This window comes from Sphingomonas sp. 22R3R2A-7, assembly GCF_036856055.1.
In the GTDB taxonomy this organism is placed as follows: domain Bacteria; phylum Pseudomonadota; class Alphaproteobacteria; order Sphingomonadales; family Sphingomonadaceae; genus Sphingomonas.
In genome coordinates this window covers 2,391,403-2,410,831 of record NZ_JASPFR010000001.1, presented here as the reverse complement: position 1 = coordinate 2,410,831, position 19,429 = coordinate 2,391,403, and the positions used below count along the sequence as shown (strand labels likewise).

Below are 19,429 nucleotides of genomic sequence, written 5' to 3'. Positions count from 1 at the left end.
GGGTGGATCGCCGCACTTCGCAAATGGACGTCCCTCTTCATCCACTACAAATGTTTGCCACCGTGGCACGCGGGCCGCTATGCCCCGCGGCCATGACAACTATAGCGCCAGCCCCCGCCCCGAAGCCCTGGATCATGGGGATCGCCCCCTATACGCCCGGTCGTTCGACGACCGACGATGGTCGCACGGTGATCAAATTGTCGTCGAACGAGAATCCGCTGGGTACCAGCCCCGCGGCGAAGGCGGCGTTCGATGCCGCCGACCGGACGCTCGAACGCTATCCCGATGCGAGCGCGGCGGACCTGCGCGAGGCGCTGGCTGCGCATTACGACCTCGATCCGGCGCGCGTGATCTATGGCACCGGATCCGACGAGATCCTCCACCTCGTCGCGGGCGCCTATGCAGGGCCGGGCGACGAGATCATTCACGTCCGCTACGGCTTTGCGGTGTACGAGATCGCCACCCGCCGCGTCGGTGCCGAGCCCATCGTGGTCGACGATCGCGATTACGCGACCGACGTCGATGCCATCCTGGCCGCGGTGACCGAGCGGACGCGCGTCGTGTTCGTCGCCAACCCGAACAACCCCACCGGCACGTTCACCCCGCGCGCCGAGATCGCCCGGTTGCACGCCGGCCTGCCGCGCTCGGTGCTGCTGGTGCTCGATCAGGCCTATGCCGAATATCTGAGCCCCGAAGAGGATGACGCGGGTCTTGCGCTCGCGATGACCGAGGCGAACGTGCTCGTCACGCGGACCTTTTCGAAGATCCACGGGCTCGCCGCCGAGCGGATCGGCTGGGGCTATGCCTGCGCGCCGATCATCGATGCGATGCACCGCATCCGCGCGCCGTTCAACGTCACCACCGCGGGCCAGGCCGCAGCGGTCGCGGCGCTGGCCGATACCGGCTTCGTCGACGCGACCCGCGCGCACAACGACCAGTGGCGCAGCTGGTTCGTCGATCAGGTCGCGCAGATGGGCAATGCGGGTCTGCGCTGCGTGCCGTCGAAGGCGAATTTCGTGCTGGTGCTGTTCGAGGGCGGGCTCACCGCCGACACCGCGTATCACGGGCTGATGGAGGCGGGCTATATCGTCCGCTGGCTGCCCGGACAGGGCCTGCCCAACGCGCTGCGCATCACGATCGGCACCGAGGACGAGACCCGCGGCGTGATCGCGGCGTTGCGCACGCTGGTCGAGCGGGGCTGATGCTGCCGTTCGCGCGCGTCACGATCCTCGGGCTCGGACTGATCGGATCGTCGATCGCGCGCGCCGTCGGGCACGCGATGCCGACCGTCCGACTGACCGGCTATGACGCCGATGCCGAGGTTCGCGCGACCGCCGATCGGCTCGAGCTCTGCCATGACGTCGCCGACAGCGCGGGCGCGGCAGTGATCGATGCCGATCTGGTGATCCTGTGCGTCCCTGTCGGCGCGATGGGCGCCGCCGCCGCGGACTTCGCCGCGGACCTGCCCGCGGAGGCCATCGTCAGCGACGTCGGCAGCAGCAAGACCGAGGTCGCGCGCGTGCTTGCCGAGGCGCTGCCCGGTGCGACGATCATCCCCGCGCACCCGGTCGCCGGTACCGAGCGGAGCGGTCCCGAAGCCGGCTTCGCCACCCTGTTCAACAATCGCTGGTGCATCGTCACGCCCCCGGAGGGCGCGGACGCGGTCGCGGTCGAGCGCGTCGCCGAATTCTGGCGTCGGCTCGGCGCGCAGGTCGAGTTCATGGCGCCCGACCATCACGACCGCGTGCTGGCGATCACCAGCCACCTGCCGCACCTGATCGCCTATACGATCGTCGGTACCGCGAGCGATCTCGAGGAGGTCACGCAGTCGGAGGTGATCAAATATTCGGCAGGCGGCTTCCGCGACTTCACGCGCATCGCCGCGTCCGACCCGACGATGTGGCGCGACGTGTTCCTGACCAACCGCGAGGCCGTCCTGGAGATGCTCCAGCGGTTCTCCGAGGATCTCAGCGCGCTGCAGCGCGCGATCCGCTGGGGCAAGGGCGACGAGCTGTTCGACCTGTTCACGCGGACCCGCGCGGTACGGCGGTCGATCGTCGAACAGGGCCAGGACGACGACGCCGCCGATTTCGGACGCGCGCACGACTGACGCTGCGGTCGGCGCGTCAGCCGTCGAGCGCGTTCATCGCCACATGAACGCGCGTCTCCGCCTCCTCGCGCTTGAGGCCCGGCGGAATGACCTCGCCGAAGCGGAAGGTGATGACGCCGGGCCGCTTGGGCCCTTGCGCGGCCAGACGATGCCGCTGTCGCACGCGATCGGCACCGTCGGCAGGCCGAGCGCTCGGTACAGGCCGGCAAAACCGGGCTTCAGCGGCGGATGGTCGCCGGGCAGGACCCGCGTCCCCTCGGGAAAGATCAGGATCGAGCGGCCGGTCGCCTTGGCGGCGGTCGCCTCGCGGATGATGCCGCGCATCGCCTTGGCCGAGGCTTCGCGGTCGACGACGATCGCGCCGTAACGCCGCGCGGCCCAGCCCCAGAAGGGGATCTGCGCCAGCTCGCGCTTGAGCACCATCGCAGGCCCGTCGAGCATCGCCTGCAGCTCGAGCGTTTCGAACATCGCCTGATGCTTGCAGGCATAGAAGGCCTGGCCGGTCGGTCGCGTCCCCTCGACACGGATCCGGATGCCGAGGATCCACCGCGCCGCCCAGCGGTGAAAGCGTGTCCAGACGGTCGAGTGCACGATCACCGCACGTGACCCGAACAGCGCGCTGATCGGCACGGTCATGACGATCGGGGCCGATATTCCGTAAAAGACGATCATGAAGACGATCGTGCGTATCCAGGCGATCATGCGCCAAATCCTATCCACAATGCGATCCGACGCAGGATCAGCTTGTTATATTCGTTGACCAGCGTGCCCAGTCTTGGACTGCCGGGCACGCCGTCGCCCAGCACGATGACCTTGGGACCGAGCACCGCCGACAATTCCATCCGCGCGCGCGGCAGATGCCAGTCCGACGTGACCAGCCGGACCGTGCGATAGTCGTGCGTCTCGACCCATTGCGCGGTCTCCTCCGCGTTCGAGCGTGTGTCGACCGCATCGGCGCCAAGGTCGATGCAACAGTCGAACAGCCGCGGCGAGGTGCGGTATTCGAGCGCGAGGTCGATCGGCCTGACCCCCGGCGCGACGCCGGTGACCAGCATCCGTTTGGCCTGGTGATCGCGGAGCAGCGCAAGTCCCCTGTCGATTCGCCCCGGCCCGCCGGTCGGCACGACGATCGCGTCGGTCGTGGTGCCGTCGAGCGGCTGCGGGAGCAACAGCATGAATGCCGCGAACCCCAGCGCCCAGGCGAGGACGGCGATACCGAACAGCCGGACGATCACAGCGACGTCCTCAACGCCCGGACGATCGTCAGCCGCGCCGCCGCGGTCGCGAGGAGGAGGAAGACGAGCGGGAGCGCGGCGAGGATGATCCAGTCGCTCGACGACAGCCCGATTCCGTTGAGCAGTTCGGAGCCGAGCCCCTCGAGCCGCGTGGCGATGAACAGGATCACCCCCGCTGCGGCAAGCGCCCCTCCACTGCCGCCGATCGCCGCGTCGAGCGCGACCCGCCGCTGGAACAGGCGCGCAACCTGACGATCGGTCGAGCCGAGCATGTGCATGACCTCGATCGTCGCGCGGTGCATCTCGAGCCCTGCGCGCGCCGCGAGCACGACGACCGCGGCGGTCGCGCTGGCCATCAGCAGGACAAGAGCGAAGGCGAGCCAGGTCAGCGCCTGCATGAAGCTGCTGACCGGGGACATCCAGTTCTCGTGCCGGTCGACGCGTGCGGCGGGCGTGACCGCCCGGACGGCCTGTACGACGCGCGCGATACCGCGGTCGTCCTGCCCCACGAGATCGACGTCGATCATCGCCGGAACGGGCAGGTCGGGGTCTGCGCCGTCGCTGCCGAGCCATGGCCGGAGCAGTCGCGTGAGCGCGGCGCGATCGACCGGCTGCGCGCGCGCGACCTCGGGACGGCGGCGAAGGACCGTCAGGATACGCCCGGCATCGCGATCGCGGCGGACCGCGTTGCCGTCGACGATCTGGACGGTCAGCCGCCCCGCAAGCTGGCGGTCGAGCAGGCGCGCGGCGCTTGCGGTCCCCAGCCCAAGCGCGAGCGCGAGCATCGTGAGGAACAGCATGATTCCCATCACCCACGTCATCGCGCGGACGCCCCCCGCCTCGTCGAGGACGCGGTGTTCGGGGGCGTTCACGCGTCCATCCGCGGCGGCGGCGGATAGCGCAGCGACCCCGTCGGATCGAGCAGCCTGCCCTTGTCGAGCCGCATCATCTGCGCATTGGGAATGCGGTTGAGCAAATGGAGGTCGTGCGTCGCGACCACCACCGTCGTGCCAAGCTTGTTGAGCGAATCGAACAGATGCAGCAGGCGCTCGGCCATGTCGGGATCGACGTTGCCGGTGGGCTCGTCGGCGACGAGCATCTCGGGGCGTGCGATCACCGCGCGCGCAATCGCCACGCGCTGTTGCTCGCCACCCGACAGCGTCGCGGGGCGGGCATCGGCGCGCGCGGCGAGCCCGACCCAGGCGAGCATCTCCTCGACCGGCTGGCGAATGCTCGCTTCGGCCATCCCCGCGACGCGCAGCGGCAACGCGATATTGTCCCAGGTCGACAGATGCGGGACGAGGCGGAAATCCTGGAACACGACGCCGATCCGCCGCCGGAACCCCGGCATCCGGTCGCGCGGGAGCAGCACCGCGTCCTCCCCGAACAGGCGGATGATGCCGCGACTGGGCCGCTGGGCGAGGTAAAGGAGCTTGAGCAACGACGTCTTGCCCGCGCCGCTTGCCCCGGTGAGGAAGTAGAAAGCGCCACTGCGCAGCGTGAACGAGATGTCCGACAGCGTCTCCTGCCCGGCATCCTGACCGGTACCGTAACGCAGACCCACATTCTCGAACTGCACGATATTCGCCATGAACCCGGTTGCGTCCGCTGTTGTTCGCCTGTGCCCTGCGCTGCGCTTTCGCATGAAAGCTTGCGCAGCTTCAAGCATGCGGCGACCGCAGCGGGATCGCGACCCGTCGATGATGCGTCCGCATGCCCGATACTTGCCGCCGATACTTGCCACGAGCCGCGGCGGCGTGCTTAGTTTCGGCATGAACGGCCCCGTCCCGCGGCCGGCAGTGAAGCGTGCCCGATGATCCTCCAATGCCCCGAGTGCAGCACCCGTTACCTGGTGCCCGACAGCGCGATCGGCGCCGAGGGCCGGACCGTCCGCTGCGCCAATTGCCGGCACAGCTGGTTCCAGGCCGCCGCGCTCGTCGAACCGCCGGCCGATGCGTGGCGCGACGGCGCGGCCGACGATGCCTCCGCCACCGCAAAAGCGGATTTCGCCCCCTTGTCCGGCGCGACGCCGTTCTCGTCCTTCCCGATGTCGGCGGCCCAGACCGCGGACGATCTGCCGCCGCCGATCATCAAGCCGTTCGCGCCAGCGCCCGCCACGGTGCCGATCATCCCGCCCGCGTCTTCATTGTCGTCGCCGGCATCGTCGCCGTCCTTGTCCTCGGCATCGTCTATCGAGACGGCGTATGCCGCCGACGCGGATGTGGGTCCGGCCGCCGTGGCCCAACAGACCTATGCCAATTCCAGGGGCGGCGATGCGAGCGACCGCCAGAGCGGCATCGCGAATTACGATCTGTTCACGCAACCGGCACCGTTCCGCGCACGCCGCAACACCGCGCGGCTCTGGACGATCGGGGCGGTTGCGGCCGGGTTGCTGATGCTGCTCGGCGTCGCCGCGATCCTCTATGTCGGCGCGCCCGGGCTCGCCAGCCAGATCGGGCTGGTCGCAGGATCCGCCGAGACGCCGCTGCGGCTGCGCGACAATCCGATCGAACGGCGCGAGCTGGAGAACGGCTCCGAGCTGTTCGCGGTCAGCGGGCAGGTCACCAATCCGTCCGATCTCGACGCAGCGCGTTCCCGATATCCGCGCCGAGCTGCGCGATGCGCAGGGCCGGATCGTCTACAGCTGGACGATCACGCCGCAGAAACGCACGCTCACCCCAGGCGCGGCGATCGATTTCAACTCTGCCAAGCTGGATGTCCCCGCCGATTCGAAGCGGCTCGAGCTGAGCTTTGCCGGCGAAAGCGGCGCAGCACGCTGATCGATGTGTCGCGCCGCGCGGCGATACGTCGCGCGAAGGCTGGGAGATGCGGATAAATCGTGCTGCCAGGCGCCAAAGGTGCGGAAAGGGCGTTGCGGGATCGTAAAAGCCTTGCTAGTGGCACCGGCCTACCAGCTAGCCGGCTTGTCCGGTAAGTGTTTCACGTGCGGCCGTGGCGGAACTGGTAGACGCGCAACGTTGAGGTCGTTGTGGGCGAAAGCCCGTGGAAGTTCGAGTCTTCTCGGCCGCACCACTTTTCCAGATTGAACCAGGGCAGAGCCTTCCCTGCGGGGACCAGCGCATCGCCGAGCGGAGTCCGTGATGGCCGATCTGATCGACGACCAGATCATCGAGACGCCAGACGGCCCGATGACGTTCGCCCAGTGGAAAAAGAAGAATCCGGTCCAGCTTCCGTCACGGCGGACCAAGGGCAAGAAGCTGCCCAACAAGGTGAAGCTGACGACCGACGAAGTCTGACGCTTGAGGCAGGGCGTATATCCGCCGAATCCCGGGCGCGACCGCCGGTCGCCACCCCTCCCCTTGATCAGCGCCGGATGATCGCGGTCAGGAACCCTGTCACCGCGTCGTATCCGGTGCTGCTCAGCGAAATCTCGATGCGGCGGCGGTCGGCCGGATCGCTGACCCGGTCGATCAGCTTGAGCTTGTGAAGATGCTCGATCCAGCGTTGCGACGTCGTGACGGGGGCATCGGCCATGCCGACGAGCGTCTTGACGTTGGTAGGACGAGGATCGTCATGCGCGACGAACAGCGCGATGAGCATGTCCCAGGCCGGCTCATGGAACAGTTCGGCGGGAAGGAACTGGCGCCGAAGCTTGCGATGCGCGAGGATTTCCCGCGCCCGCGCGAGCAGCATCGGCGTGCTGATCACGCCATCATCGTCCTCCGCGCGCGCGTCCAGCAACCGCTCCGCATTGGCATTGAACTCCTCACTCATCGCCGAAAGCCGCGACCCGAGATCCTTGATCAGACCCGCAACGATTTCGTCCTTCACCATATGCTCCCGCTTGCCCCCAGGGCGGTCAGATAGGAATCCCGTGCCATCCGGTCGCGATCGCCAGTTGTGTCCCGGCAGGTAACGCCAGCTACTAAATTCGTGGTGATAGACAGCGTTCCGCTTCCTTAGACACTGTCGGTGGGCAACTCTGCCGATCTGATGAAATATCGAGCAGCCCCATGGGATGGTCAACCATCATTCATGTACCATGATTTGTCACGCTATTCTTGCGTCAAATTCGAACGCGAAGCCAGATCATCCGCGATTGTTTCCCGCCGCATCGGGTACGGATAGGTTCATTATGGATTAATCTGGCTGCGGTAGGGAACACATTGAAGAACAAGTGGTTAGACCGCCGACCAATCTAGTACCTATTTTTCTTCTTGATCTGAATTACAATGAGCGCACTAACCCCCGATGATACTGGTTGCCCGAGGAGACGCGCGATGAATGCCGCACGAACCTATGAGCTGCTCCAGGAAGCCTGCCAGGCGCTCGAAGAGGCCGGGGACCATGCGATTTCGGCCTATGTCGGTGTGAGCATGGCGATGGTGCAGGCCAAATATAAAGTCGGTCGCGATCATCTCGAGCCGCTCGACCAGGGCTGACGCTGACGCCGGCGCGTATCCCGCGACCGAGATTGCTGCCGGGTCCGCTCGTTCGTACGGCTGAACCCTACGCAAACGCCTGACGAAACCGTTTTTGCGGTCCCCGAGCAATTGATGTAGCGGCGATCCGGTCCGATCGTCCTGCATCAAGCGTTGGGCAGGGGAACGTACGAAAGGTTATCGTGACTCCCCGTCTGTCTGCCGTGCCGGTGTATCTGAACGCGATCGGGACCGCCGTGCCCGATCATGACATCCATCATGCCTTTATCGGCTGGGCGCGGTCGCGGGTCGATCCCGCGTCCGCCAGGCTGTTCGACAGGATGGCGGCGCGGTCGGGTATCGCGCATCGCTGGTCGGTGCTCCCGCCGACCTTGCGCGACCTGCCCGACACGACGCCGGGATCGCCCGTCGACGCGGGCGGCTTCTATGCAACCGTGCCGCATCCCGGCACTGCGGACCGGATGGCGATCTATGCCGAGGCGGCGCCGCGTCTCGCGATCGACGCGATCGGGGCGCTGCAGGATGAAACGGCGCTCGGATCGATCACGCATCTCGTCGTGGCGAGCTGTACCGGGTTCGTCGCGCCGGGGATCGACCAGATCATCGCGCGGAAGATCGGGCTTTCGTCGTCGGTCGAACGACTGCTGATCGGCTTCATGGGGTGTTACGCCGCGATCGTCGCGTTGCGCAGCGCGCGTCATATCGTGCGGTCCGATCCTGACGCACGCGTGCTCGTCGTCACCGTCGAATTGTCGACGTTGCACCTGCAGGCGGTATCCGAGATCGAGCCACTGCTCGCGATGCTCCAGTTCGGCGACGGGGCGGCGGCGGCGCTGGTCACCGCCGAGCCGAGCGGGTTCGAATTGCAGGCGCCGTTCGCAACGACGTTGCCCGACAGCGAGGCCCTGATTCGCTGGGACATCACCGATGCGGGGTTCGCGATGCATCTGTCGGGCGAAGTCCCCGGACGGATCGCGCAGGCGCTGACCGATCCCGCGTTCCGGGCCGCGGCCAGCGGCGGACAGCCCGCCGAGACGATCGATGGCTGGGCGGTCCATGCCGGCGGGCGATCGATCCTCGATGCGGTCACGCATGCGATGGCGTTGCAACCCGACGCACTCGATGCCTCGCGCGCGGTGCTGGCCGACAACGGCAACATGTCGTCCGCCACGCTGATGTTCGTCCTCAAGCGGCTTCTGACGGGCCCGCGGATCGAGCGCGGGGTGGCACTCGCGTTCGGACCGGGGCTTGCGGCGGAAGGTCTGGGCTTCCGGAGCGCACCATGAGCCTCGCGGTCCGCGCGCTCGACGAGGAACTGATGGACGCGGACGATCTCGCGCCCGAAACCTACGCGGCGGTGGTCGCCGATCTGGCCAGGGTCAACGTCGTCACCATGGCCGCGCGGCCCACCCTGGCGTTTCTCAACCGCATCACCGCGAACCGGAAGCGGTTGCGGCTGCTCGATGTCGGGTTCGGCGACGGCGACATGCTGCGGACGATCGAACGCTGGGCGACGGCGAGGGGCTGCAGACCGAACTGCTCGGCGTCGATCTCAATCCGCGCAGCGAGCAGGCAGCGCGGGCGCACACCGCGCCTGGATCGACGATCCGCTACGTCACCGGGGACTATGCGGAGCTTGCGGGCGAACCGGATGCGGAACCGCGGTGGGACGCCGTCGTCAGCAGTCTGGTCGCGCATCACATGAGCCATGCGCAGCTGATCGCGTTCCTGCGCTTCATGGAGGCCAATGCGCGGTGCTGGCTGGTCAACGACCTGCATCGCCACGGCTTTGCCCATTGGGGCTATCCGATCCTGGCGAGACTGGCGCGCTGGCATCCGATCGTCCGTCACGACGGGACGCTGTCGATCGCGCGCTCGTACCGGCCAGATGAATGGCCGGCGATCCTGGCCGAGGCGGGGATCGCCGACGCGTGCGTGTTCCGGGCCTTTCCGTTCCGCCTCTGCGTCGAACGCCTGCGGTGACCGATACGCGCGCGCTGATCGTCGGCGGCGGGCCGGCGGGGGCGGCGGTCGCGATCGATCTGGCGCGGGCGCGCGTGCCGCATCTGCTGCTCGAGCGCAGTCGCGTCACGGGCGATGCGCTGTGCGGCGGGTTCCTGAGCTGGCGAACGCTCGAGACGCTCGCCCGGCTGGGGATCGATCCCGACACGCTCAACCCGGTGCGCACGACCGCGGTCCGGATCTTCGCCGGCGACCGTATCGCGCGCGCCGATCTGCCGTACCCCGCGGTCTCGGTATCGCGCCGCCACCTCGATACGGTTCTGCTGGCGGCGGCGGCCGGGCAGGGCGCGGCGATCGAGCGCGGCGTGACGGTGCGTGAGATCGAGGCGGACCGGCTGCGGACCGCGGACGGCGCGCTGCTCGCGACGCCGGCGCTGTTCCTCGCAAACGGGAAGGCCGATGTGCGCGGCACGGCGCGGCCCGAATCGGCACGTGGCGCCGATCCGACGCTGGGCATCCGCGTCCGCGTGATACCGTCCCCGACACTGGCGAAGGCGCTGGCCGGACGGATCGACCTGTATCTGTTCGATCGTGGCTATGCGGGGCTCGCCTTGCAGGAGGATGGCAGCGCCAATTTGTGCATGGCGGTCCACCGGTCACGGCTGCAGGACGCAGGATCGCCCGCGGACCTGCTGGCGACGCTCGGGCGCGAGATGCCGGCGCTGGGCGAGTGGGTCGCGAGGCTCGCGCCCGGGGCTGCGATCGATGCGATCGCGAACGTCCCCTATGGCTGGCGGCAGCGGACGGGGCAGGCGGGGCGATACCGGCTGGGCGATCAGGCGGGCGTCATCCCGTCGCTCGCGGGCGAGGGCATGGGGATCGCGCTTGCAAGCGGTCTGGCGGCGGCGCGGGCGTACCGGGCCGACGGCGCGGGACAAGCCGCCGCGTGGCAGCAGCGGCTGGCGGCGTCGCTGGCACGCCCGATCGGTGTCGCAGGCGCGGTCCGGCGGGTGGCCGAAAGCACCGCCGCCGCGCGATTGATCCCGTTCGCGCATCCCATGCTGATCCGGATGCTCGCGCGGGCGACGCGGATCGGCGGGTGAAACGCACCGCGGCAGGCCGCGCGGTCGAAACGCTTGTCGGCGAGCCGGATAAGGCGTAATTCGTCAACCCTTCATGGCTCGCGCGCGTCCCGCTTCCCGCTCCCCTCGGCCTCGCTCCCCATGGCGCCGCCGACTTGTCCTCCTCCTGAAGGTGCTGATCGGCCTCGCTGTGCTTGCCTTTGGTGCGCTCGTGATCGCCGTGTATATCGCGCGGTCGCAGCTGCCGAGCTTCGAAAGCCTCAAATCGTCTCCCAATGGACAGATGATCCGCGTCCATGCCGCCGATGGCAGCGTGATCGTGTCGATGGGGCCGAGCTTCGGCGAATGGCTGCCCTATGGCCAGATCCCTGCGGTGATGCGCGACGCGACGATTGCGGTCGAAGATCGCCGCTTCAGGTCGCATATCGGCGTCGATCCGGTCGGCATCGCGCGGTCGGTCAAGGTCCGCTTCGATCGCGGGCACTGGACGCAGGGCGGATCGACGATCACCCAGCAATTGGCGCGCAACGTCTTCCTCAACAACCAGAAGAAGTTCGGGCGCAAATTCCGGGAGGGCATCCTCGCGTTCGCGCTGGAGCGCAAGTTCAGCAAGGACGAGATCCTTGAGCTGTACCTGAACAAGGTCTATTATGGCGGCGGCGCCTACGGGATCGACGCCGCATCGCGCAAGTTCTTCGGCCATGGCGCGGATCATCTGTCGCTGGCCGAGGCTGCGGTGATCGCGGGGCTGGTCAAGGCGCCGTCCAACTATTCGCCGACCGCCGATGCCGAGGCTGCGGTCGGTCGTGCGGGCGTCGTGTTGCAGACGATGGCCGAGACGGGGGTGATTTCCGCCAGCGAGGCTGCCGACGCGGACGTTCAGGGGCTCAAGCTCGCGCCCGAGCCCAGGCAGAACAGCGTGCGCTACTTCACCGACTGGGCGCTTCCGCAGCTCGACACGCTGATCGACGAGACCGAGGCACCGCTCGAGGTGTGGACGACGCTCGACCTGTCGATGCAGCGCCACGCCGATGCCGCGATCCGGGCGAACACACCCGCCGGCGCGCAGGGTGCGCTCGTCGCGCTCGATCGCGACGGCGCGGTCAAGGCGATGGTCGGGGGCAAGGATTATGTCTCGTCGATCTACAACCGCGCCACGCAGGCGGTCCGCCAGCCGGGATCGTCGTTCAAGCTGTTCGTGTATCTCGCGGCGCTGGAGGCGGGGCACAAGCCCGAGGATTCGATCGTCGACGAACCCGTCACGATCAACGGATGGACGCCGCGCAACGATTCCCGGCGCAATTCGGGACCTGTGTCGTTGCGCACCGCGTTTGCCTATTCGCTGAACACGGTGGCGGCGAAGCTCGGCCAGGAGGTCGGGTTCACGACGGTCGCCGACATGGCGCGGCGGTTCGGGATCACGACGCCGGTCAACACGCATCCCTCGATGGTGCTGGGCACGTCGGAGACGCGCGTGATCGACATGACGCGTGCCTTTGCGAGCGTCGCGAGCAAGGGGATCGCGGTGACCCCGTACGGGATCACGCGCGTCACCTCGAACGGCCAGACGATCTACACGCACGAGGTCGATCGCAGCCATGTGCTCGTCGCGCCCTATGTCGCCGCCGAGATGACCGACCTGTTGCAGACCGCGGTCAACACCGGAACCGGGCGCGCCGCGCAGATCGGTCGTCCGGTGGCGGGCAAGACGGGTACCACGACCGCCTCCAAGGACGGCTGGTTCCTCGGCTTCTCGAGCGGGATCACCACCGGCGTCTGGATGGGACGCGACGATGCACGACCGATCGCGGGGCTGCACGGCGGCACCGCGCCCGCGCGCGCCTGGGCGGCGTTCATGAAGCCCGCGACCGCGGACCGGCCGATCGAGCAGTTCGAGACACAGGTGACGCTGCCCGAATGGCAGCTGGAGCCCGATGAGGAGAGCTATTTCGGGCAGCCCGACAACGGCCAGATGATGGTCGACGAGAATGGCAACCCGATCGAGAGCGGCATGCCGCAGGACGTGCCAACCGACGCGCAGACGGGTGACGCGCTACCGCGGCCCGAGGCCGATCCGTCGGGTACGCCGTCTGCCGCACCCGCGCAGCAGCTCAATCAGGACTGGATCGACCGCGTGACCGGCCGCGACCCGGCGCGCGATCCGCGGACGCGGGAGCAGGTCCCGCCGGGGCGCCAGCCGTTACAGCGCGATCCGGCGCGCGACCGCGTTCCGACCGATCGCTATTCCAGCGACCGGTATCAGGGCGACCGGTATCAGGGCGATCGGCAGGATGGGCGGTATCAGGATGGGCGGCCGACCCAGTGAAGTGCCGCACCATGCGTGCGTAACCAGATCCGCGCCGGGGTCGGATCCGCGCCGTAGAGGTCGGCGACGAGCGCGTGGAAGACGGGTGCGTGGTTCATATGGACGCGGTGCGCGACCTCGTGCGCGACCGTCGCGCGCCGGACATAGCCCGGCGCGAGGATAAGCCGCCAGCTGTAGCGGATCACGCCGCTCGACGCACAGCTGCCCCAACGGCCCTTCGCATCGCCGATCGCCACCTTCGCGACGCTGACCCCGGCCTTGGCGGCATATTCGGCCGTCTCGGCCTCGAGCAGCGCAAGCGCGGTGCGTTTGAGCCACGCCTCGACGCGACGCGCGATGGTTTCGGGGGACCCGACAGCGACACGATCGAGCCCTCGCGCACGACGGTCCGGCGATTGCCGGGAGTCCATGCGATCGTCAGCGGTTCGTCGGCGACGGTGATCACCGCGCCGGGAATGAAGGGCAGGGGGGTTGGCAGCAACGCACGCTGTTCGGCGATCCAGTCCGCCTTGCCCTGAGCCCAGGCGAGCGCCTGTTTGAGCGCGGCGCGCTTTGGTACGACGAGACGGGCGCGACCGCTTGCAGGATCGATCGACAGCCGCGCGCGGCGTGCGCGGGGTGGCGGACGATCTCCAGACCCTCGATCACCGGCTTACAGTTCGCGATCGATCACGTGATATTCGAGATCGCCGGCCTCGTCCTCGCTGATCGTCCAGCCGCGGACCGACTGTTTCGCGCGGTGCACCGCCTCGCGGTCGCCGCAGACGAGATAATGCCACTCGGGCAATTGTTCGCCCGCTGCACGAAGGCGATAGGCGCAGGTCGAGGGCAGCCAGTCGATGTCGCGGACGTTCGCGGTCGTCAGCCGGACGCATTCGGCGACATAGGCGTGGCGATGGCGATAATCGGAACATTGTCCGCTGCGCCGATCGAGCAGGCGGCACGAGACGTTGGTCGCGACGAGTTCGCCGGTATCCTCGTCCTCGAGCTTGTGGATGCAGCATTTGCCGCAGCCGTCGCACAGCGCTTCCCATTGACCGCGATCGAGCTTGTCGATCGGCGTGTCTTCCCAAAACCGGTTGCTCATACAGCGATCACCGCGCCCAGATCTTGATGTCGTCGGCCACGGCCTGTGGTCCCTTGTCCTGTGGCAGCAGCGCGAGGGGCTTGCCGTCCGGATCCATAAGATAGGCCTGACGCGAGTGGTTTACGAGGTAACCGCCGCCGGGCGACGCGTCGCCCTTCGCCGAAAAGATCGCATATTCCTTCTTCACCGCCTCGATCGCCTCGGGCGTACCCGTCAGCCCGACCATCCGGGGATGGAAGGCCGAGACAAATTGTTTGACGATCGCGGGGGTGTCGCGCGTCGGATCGACCGTGACGAACACGGGCACGATCCGGGCGGCAAGCGCCGGATCGCTGCCCTCCAGCATCTTCATGGCCGCGCCGATCGTCTGCATGTCGGTCGGGCAGACGTCGGGACAGAAGGTGTAGCCGAAATACATGATGCGGTACTTCCCCGCGAACTGACGGTCGGTGACCTGTCGGCCATCCTGGTCGACGAGCGTGAATGGCCCACCGATACGAGCGCCGGCCAGCGGGGGCTTTTGGCGGTATCCGTATCGGGGCTCGATGGGCTGCATGCCGCGAGCGCGAGCGCGGCCAGGAAAGCGGGGCGGAAACTGGTCATGATACAGCCAGCCTTGATCTGTTAGCCCGTGCGGCGCAAGCGTCGCACACCACCCGAGTTCCCGAGGATCTATCGATGCCGTACATCCGCAACTCCATCTCCCTCATGATGGTCGCCACGGTCGCCCTACCCGTCGCCGTGCTGCTGACGCCGAGCGCGGTGAATGCGCAGAACCAGTCCGAGGGGTATAAATTCCTCAACGCGGTGCGGGAGTCGAAGAACAACGACGTGCTCGAGATGCTCGGGCGGCCGGGCAGCAGCATCGTCAACTCGCGCGACGTGACCACCGGCGAGGGCGCGCTGCATATCGTCATCAAGCGCGGCGACGAGACCTATCTGCGGTTCCTGCTGCAAAAGGGCGCGGACGCCAATCTGCGCGACGGCAAGGGCAACACGCCGCTGCTGCTCGCGGTGACGACCGGACAGGCGGGGATGATCCCGATCCTGACCGCGGCCAAGGCGAACCCCAATCTGGGCAATTCGGCAGGCGAGACGCCGCTGATTCGCGCGGTGCAGCGCCGCGACATCGGCATGATCCGGACGTTGCTGGCCGAGGGTGCGGATGCGGACCAGGCCGACATCATCGCCGGCATGTCCGCCCGCGCCTATGCCAAGCAGGACGGGCGCAACCCGGTCGTGACCAAGCTGCTCGAGGATGCGCCGAAGAAAACGCGGCAGGCGGTGTCGGGACCGAAATTCTGAGACCCTGATCGACCGTCCGACACTGGACCCGCGCGCAGAACCCGGCTTTCATGGCGCAAAGGGAGTGGCGGATGACGGTGATGCGATATTCAGGACTGGCGCTGGCGCTGTTGGGCTCGGCCCTCGGCTCGACCGCAGCGCAGGCGCAATTGTCGCCCGCCGAGACGCGCGCGGTCGCGGTGGTCGATGCCGAGCATGCGCGGTCGATCGCGTTGTTGCAGACGCTGGTCGATCAGAACAGCGGAACGATGAACCTTGCGGGCGTCGCGAAGGTGGGCGCGATGGTCCGCGGCGAACTCGAACCGCTCGGTTTCCAGGTCCGGTGGAAGCCGATGCCGCAGACCAAGCGGGCAGGGCACCTGATCGCGGTGCATCCGGGCAAGCCGGGGACGAAGCGCCTGTTGCTGATCGGGCATCTCGACACGGTGTTCGAGCGCGATTCGCCGTTTCAGCGCTTCGTGCGCAACGGCGACAGCGCGCAGGGGCCTGGGGCGGGCGACGACAAGGGCGGGATGGTCGTGATGCTGTCCGCGCTGCGGGCGATGAAGGCGGCAGGACTGCTCGAAGGCGCGAATATCGAGATCATACTGACGGGAGACGAAGAGGATGCGGGTGATCCGGTCGAGATCGCGCGCGCCGACCTGATCGCGGCCGGCAAGCGCGCCGATGTCGCGCTGGATTTCGAAGGTCTGTCGGTCGTCGACGGACGCGACATGGGATCGATCGCGCGACGATCGTCGAACAGCTGGACGCTGACCACCACGGGCAAGACCGGCCATTCGTCGCTGATCTTCTCGGACAGCTATGGCGACGGTGCGATCAACGAGATGGCGCGCATCCTCGCGGCATTCCGCAAGGATCTGCCCGAGCCGAACCTGACGTTCAACACGGGTGTGGTTGCCGGCGGTGCGACCGCGGCGCTCGATACCGATGGCGTTCGCGCGACCGCGACGGGCAAGGGCAATATCATCGCGGCGACCGCGGTCGCACGCGGTGACTTCCGGACGCTGAGCGAGGACCAGACGCAGCGGGTCCGCGCGAAGATGACCGCGATCGTCGCCCGCCACGCTCCCGGCACGTCGGCGACGATCAGCTTCGAAAGCGGCTATCCGGCGATGCCGCCTACCGCGGGCAACCGCGTGCTGCTCGACCGGCTGAACCGGGTCAATCGCGACATGCGTCTGCCGGAAATGGCGGCGCTCGATCCGCTGAAACGCGGCGCGGGCGACATCGCGTTCGTCGCAGGCGATGTCGACGGGCTGATCGGGCTCGGGACCGCGAGCAGCGGCGACCATGCCCCCGGAGAGACGGTCGATCTTGGCAGCATCCGCCGCCAGGCCAAGCGCGCGGCGATCCTGATGGCGCGCCTGTCCCGCGAGCCTGCCGCGCGCTGATCGCGCCGGTAGCGCCGCCTAGCGGTCGACCACGACCGGCTTCGCGGTGGCGGTCAGGCCGTCGTCGTCGCGCAGCCTGAGGAACAGCGTGTCGCCGGGTCGCGGGATCGTCACCGATCCGGCGGTGAAGCCGTCGGGCAGGATCGTGGCGCCGGTAAATTGCGCGTCCCCCGCGACCGCCGCCAGCAGATACAGCGACTCGCCCGACAGCACGCATTGTGGCGCGCCCTTGTCACACGTCACCCCCGTCAGCGTCGGGAGCCGCACGAGCGAGACGAGCGGCGCCCAGTCGCTTGCCACGCCGTCCTGAAGGACCCGGTAGCGCACCGGGCCAAAGGCCGACGCGCCAAGCGCCTTGCCCGGGTCAAGCGTGACGATCGCAACCTGTGCCCCCTGCACGGCATAGCCATTCGCCGCCGTGACGATCGTCGACGCGCGTCCATCGAGCGTCGCGATCTCGACCTGCTCGCGACCGGAAAAGCGCGTCGGCCCCTCGCCGCGGAGCGAGAAGGTCAGCCGCGCGTCGATCGGTATCGCCGTGCCTTGCGCGAGCGTGATCGGCAGCGCCGCCGGGGTGGCGGTCGGCGTGACGGTCTTGTCGATCAGCGTGACGACGGGGCGCGGCGGGGCGATCCGGACCGCGACCGGGAGCACGCGACCGTCCCTGAGCGTGACGCGGCCCGTCCTGTCCTGACCCGCCGTCCAGCCCTGGACCGTATTGGGTGTCGCGACCGTCATCGCGCGTTCGTCGGTCTTGGCGGTCCGGACCACCTCGCCCGGGGTGAAGACCGCGCCATCGACCGTCAGCGACGCGACGGTGTCGAGCCGGGTTCCCGTCAGCAGCCCCTGCACATCGCCTGCATGCAGCGTGAAGCCGTCGATCCGCCCGACCTCGGTCAGCGCGGTCAACGCGATCGTGTCGGGCGCCGCGATCCCGGTCTGGCGAACGATCACCGAAACCTTCCCCGGCGCGAGCTGGGCCTTGGGAATCGTGGCGGTGATCCGGCCATCCGCCAGCGTGGTCCATTTGAGCGGCTCGGTCGCCCCCGAGGGGCGCGCGAGTGCGACGTCCTCGACACAGGCCGCCGCGCCGCCCTCGATCGTCAGGCTGTTGTCGCGCCCTGCGACAAGCGTTGCCGCTTCGGTTGCACGCCAGCTGTTGGCGCGGGGGCTCTGCAGGCGGAAGCGCGGGCCGTCGAACGGCGTGAAACCCCAGGTCCCGTGCAGCGTCGCGTCGAACCCCGTCCCGAACGCGGCTGCGTCGCCGCCGGCGCCCCCCAGCACGAACCCGCCCCGCTCGGCATCGGCTGCCACGGGAAGGTCGACGCTGCTGCCATCGGGCCGCGTGACGCGCACCGCCATCGCATGCGCGTACCGCGTGGCGTAGATCAGCGGCGCGCCCTCGACCGGCAGGAGCACCCCGTCCTCTGCGCGACATAACGCACGCGCAGGCCCCACCGTCCGCAGCGGCGGCGGCTCGGGGGTTTCGATCGCGGGGAGTGCCGCGACCATCACCGATTTCGGTTTGGCAAAGGACGGCGCGGCATTGAGCAGCAGCGACAGGCGGGCGTCGCTGGCACGCGCGAGCGCGGGAATATACTGGAACTGCGTCGACTGGAACGCGCCGAAGATCCGCGCGAGATCGCGCACCACGCCGATATAGGGGCTGTAATAGCCATAGCCGCCCTCGGGCGTCGCCGCGAGCTGGAGCGCGAGATCGGTGGGCGCGCCGACGAGCGTCTCCGTCAGCGACGCGCTGTGGCTGTCCGCGAGCAACAACGAGCTGCGGCTCTGCGTCAGGCACGCCGCCTGCAGGTCGACCGCCTGTTCGAGGCACTCGGCCTTCAGCGTGATCGACAGGCTGCGCGTGAGCACGGGCGACACGGTCTCGATCCGTTCGGGACGGGTCCGCTCGAGCCGGTGGATCGAGATCGAGAAACGTGTCGAGCCGGGCACGATCGAGCGAGGCCTGGTTCAGCTCCTGCGAGGCACGCACGAACGCACCGGGCTGTTTGCGGACCGCATCGACGATCGCGTCATACCCGCCACCCGTCTCGGGCGCGAGGAACAGGATCAGCTGGCGCGCGCCGGCCGGCACGGTGAGGTCGAGCGTGTTCTTCTTGCGCTCCCACGTCTTGGCCTGCGCGAACCAGGATTTCGGGGGCGGATTGGTCGCGCCGCGCAGAAACGCGGCGACGAGCACATAGTGCACGCCCTGATCGCGCGGCAGTTCGGCGCCGACCGCGATCCGGTCTCCCTCGCTCAGATTGGGAACCTGCCCGATCGGCAGCGTCGTCCTGCCATGGGTCACGGTGACGCTCAGCGCCGGGCCGGTAAGGTCGAACGCGGCGGGATCCGCATGCGCCTGGGTCAGCGGGAACAGCGCAGCCAGCAGCAGCGCATGCCGCAAACGGAGGAACGACGCACGGATCGAGGGTCGCAAAACAGCCATAGGCGTGCGTCGTGGCGGTACGGCATGGCCTTTTTAGGGCGGCCGGTTGTACGGATGCGGTGAAGACCGAGGT

General features: G+C 68.1%; 18 protein-coding genes, 1 tRNA gene and 3 pseudogenes. 13 read left to right on the top strand and 9 right to left on the bottom strand.

Going from position 1 to position 19,429, the window contains the following annotated elements:
* Nucleotides 1–92: 92 nt before the first annotated feature.
* Both hisC and QP165_RS11490 read left to right on the top strand, forming a co-directional pair.
* The gene (hisC, locus tag QP165_RS11495; protein ID WP_333995782.1) at nucleotides 93–1,202 is read left to right on the top strand and encodes a histidinol-phosphate transaminase; all 1,110 of its coding nucleotides are present in this window, start codon (nucleotides 93–95) and stop codon (nucleotides 1,200–1,202) included.
* Complete coding sequence (locus QP165_RS11490) at nucleotides 1,202–2,110, top strand: prephenate/arogenate dehydrogenase family protein (protein ID WP_056018341.1); 909 nt, start codon at nucleotides 1,202–1,204, stop codon at nucleotides 2,108–2,110. The genes hisC and QP165_RS11490 overlap by 1 nt, the downstream gene beginning before the upstream one ends.
* A 16-nt stretch (nucleotides 2,111–2,126) precedes the next feature.
* Here the strand turns inward: QP165_RS11490 and QP165_RS11485 are convergent.
* The 4 genes and pseudogenes from QP165_RS11485 to ftsE all read right to left on the bottom strand — a co-directional run bounded on the left by QP165_RS11485 (nucleotide 2,127) and on the right by ftsE (nucleotide 4,936).
* Nucleotides 2,127–2,812 (bottom strand): annotated as a pseudogene (locus QP165_RS11485) (lysophospholipid acyltransferase family protein).
* Entirely contained in the window at nucleotides 2,809–3,345 is a 537-nt protein-coding gene (locus tag QP165_RS11480) for a YdcF family protein (protein WP_056018338.1), read from the bottom strand. The pseudogene QP165_RS11485 and the gene QP165_RS11480 overlap by 4 nt, the downstream one beginning before the upstream one ends.
* The gene (locus QP165_RS11475) at nucleotides 3,342–4,217 is read right to left on the bottom strand and encodes a cell division protein FtsX (RefSeq protein WP_333995781.1); all 876 of its coding nucleotides are present in this window, start codon (nucleotides 4,215–4,217) and stop codon (nucleotides 3,342–3,344) included. The genes QP165_RS11480 and QP165_RS11475 overlap by 4 nt, the downstream gene beginning before the upstream one ends.
* The gene (gene ftsE / locus QP165_RS11470; protein ID WP_056018334.1) at nucleotides 4,214–4,936 is read right to left on the bottom strand and encodes a cell division ATP-binding protein FtsE; all 723 of its coding nucleotides are present in this window, start codon (nucleotides 4,934–4,936) and stop codon (nucleotides 4,214–4,216) included. The genes QP165_RS11475 and ftsE overlap by 4 nt, the downstream gene beginning before the upstream one ends.
* 222 nt (nucleotides 4,937–5,158) lie before the next feature.
* Here ftsE and QP165_RS11465 point away from each other — a divergent pair, with 222 nt between their 5' ends.
* The 3 genes from QP165_RS11465 to QP165_RS11455 all read left to right on the top strand — a co-directional run bounded on the left by QP165_RS11465 (nucleotide 5,159) and on the right by QP165_RS11455 (nucleotide 6,602).
* Nucleotides 5,159–6,181: a zinc-ribbon domain-containing protein gene (locus QP165_RS11465; protein WP_333995780.1), complete on the top strand. Its 1,023-nt coding sequence runs from the start codon at nucleotides 5,159–5,161 to the stop codon at nucleotides 6,179–6,181.
* Nucleotides 6,182–6,291: 110 nt separating this feature from the next.
* Nucleotides 6,292–6,378 (top strand) — tRNA-Leu (locus QP165_RS11460).
* Nucleotides 6,379–6,446: 68 nt separating this feature from the next.
* On the top strand, nucleotides 6,447–6,602 hold the full coding sequence (locus QP165_RS11455; RefSeq protein ID WP_333995779.1) for a hypothetical protein: 156 nt from the start codon (nucleotides 6,447–6,449) through the stop codon (nucleotides 6,600–6,602).
* A 67-nt stretch (nucleotides 6,603–6,669) separates the two neighbouring features.
* On the opposite strand, the gene QP165_RS11450 is transcribed toward QP165_RS11455, so the two are convergent.
* Nucleotides 6,670–7,137 carry a hypothetical protein gene (locus QP165_RS11450; RefSeq protein WP_156350174.1) on the bottom strand — a complete coding sequence of 156 codons (468 nt, stop codon included), beginning with the start codon at nucleotides 7,135–7,137 and terminating at the stop codon, nucleotides 6,670–6,672.
* Between the two features lie 449 nt (nucleotides 7,138–7,586).
* Here QP165_RS11450 and QP165_RS11445 point away from each other — a divergent pair, with 449 nt between their 5' ends.
* From QP165_RS11445 to QP165_RS11425, 5 genes and pseudogenes are all read left to right on the top strand, one after another.
* Nucleotides 7,587–7,748 (top strand): hypothetical protein, encoded by a 162-nt coding sequence (locus QP165_RS11445; protein ID WP_156350173.1) that lies wholly within the window; start codon nucleotides 7,587–7,589, stop codon nucleotides 7,746–7,748.
* 182 nt (nucleotides 7,749–7,930) lie between these two features.
* Nucleotides 7,931–9,034, top strand: coding sequence for a type III polyketide synthase (locus QP165_RS11440; protein ID WP_443019284.1), 1,104 nt, complete (start codon nucleotides 7,931–7,933; stop codon nucleotides 9,032–9,034).
* Nucleotides 9,031–9,731: pseudogene (locus QP165_RS11435) on the top strand (methyltransferase domain-containing protein). The gene QP165_RS11440 and the pseudogene QP165_RS11435 overlap by 4 nt, the downstream one beginning before the upstream one ends.
* Complete coding sequence (locus tag QP165_RS11430; RefSeq protein ID WP_333995778.1) at nucleotides 9,728–10,813, top strand: NAD(P)/FAD-dependent oxidoreductase; 1,086 nt, start codon at nucleotides 9,728–9,730, stop codon at nucleotides 10,811–10,813. Before QP165_RS11435 ends, QP165_RS11430 begins: the two are co-directional and overlap by 4 nt.
* Before the next feature lie 73 nt (nucleotides 10,814–10,886).
* Nucleotides 10,887–13,118, top strand: a complete 2,232-nt coding sequence (locus QP165_RS11425; RefSeq protein WP_333995777.1) for a transglycosylase domain-containing protein — start codon at nucleotides 10,887–10,889, stop codon at nucleotides 13,116–13,118.
* On the opposite strand, the gene QP165_RS11420 is transcribed toward QP165_RS11425, so the two are convergent.
* From QP165_RS11420 to QP165_RS11410, 3 genes and pseudogenes are all read right to left on the bottom strand, one after another.
* Nucleotides 13,094–13,528 carry a M48 family metallopeptidase gene (locus QP165_RS11420; protein ID WP_333995776.1) on the bottom strand — a complete coding sequence of 145 codons (435 nt, stop codon included), beginning with the start codon at nucleotides 13,526–13,528 and terminating at the stop codon, nucleotides 13,094–13,096. The two genes, QP165_RS11425 and QP165_RS11420, sit on opposite strands and share 25 nt — an antisense overlap.
* 242 nt (nucleotides 13,529–13,770) lie before the next feature.
* The gene (locus tag QP165_RS11415; RefSeq protein ID WP_056018322.1) at nucleotides 13,771–14,205 is read right to left on the bottom strand and encodes a YcgN family cysteine cluster protein; all 435 of its coding nucleotides are present in this window, start codon (nucleotides 14,203–14,205) and stop codon (nucleotides 13,771–13,773) included.
* A gap of 7 nt (nucleotides 14,206–14,212) precedes the next feature.
* Nucleotides 14,213–14,808: pseudogene (locus QP165_RS11410) on the bottom strand (SCO family protein).
* Nucleotides 14,809–14,883: 75 nt separating this feature from the next.
* Between QP165_RS11410 and QP165_RS11405 the strand changes: the two are divergent.
* Nucleotides 14,884–15,510: an ankyrin repeat domain-containing protein gene (locus QP165_RS11405; protein WP_235532268.1), complete on the top strand. Its 627-nt coding sequence runs from the start codon at nucleotides 14,884–14,886 to the stop codon at nucleotides 15,508–15,510.
* A gap of 80 nt (nucleotides 15,511–15,590) precedes the next feature.
* A complete protein-coding gene (locus tag QP165_RS11400) occupies nucleotides 15,591–16,904 on the top strand; it encodes a M20/M25/M40 family metallo-hydrolase (RefSeq protein ID WP_333997011.1) in 1,314 nt (437 codons plus the stop codon).
* Between the two features lie 18 nt (nucleotides 16,905–16,922).
* On the opposite strand, the gene QP165_RS11395 is transcribed toward QP165_RS11400, so the two are convergent.
* Complete coding sequence (locus tag QP165_RS11395) at nucleotides 16,923–18,788, bottom strand: hypothetical protein (RefSeq protein ID WP_333995774.1); 1,866 nt, start codon at nucleotides 18,786–18,788, stop codon at nucleotides 16,923–16,925.
* Between QP165_RS11395 and QP165_RS11390 the strand changes: the two genes are divergently transcribed.
* On the top strand, nucleotides 18,754–19,419 hold the full coding sequence (locus QP165_RS11390; RefSeq protein ID WP_333995773.1) for a hypothetical protein: 666 nt from the start codon (nucleotides 18,754–18,756) through the stop codon (nucleotides 19,417–19,419). The two genes, QP165_RS11395 and QP165_RS11390, sit on opposite strands and share 35 nt — an antisense overlap.
* Nucleotides 19,420–19,429: the final 10 nt, after the last annotated feature.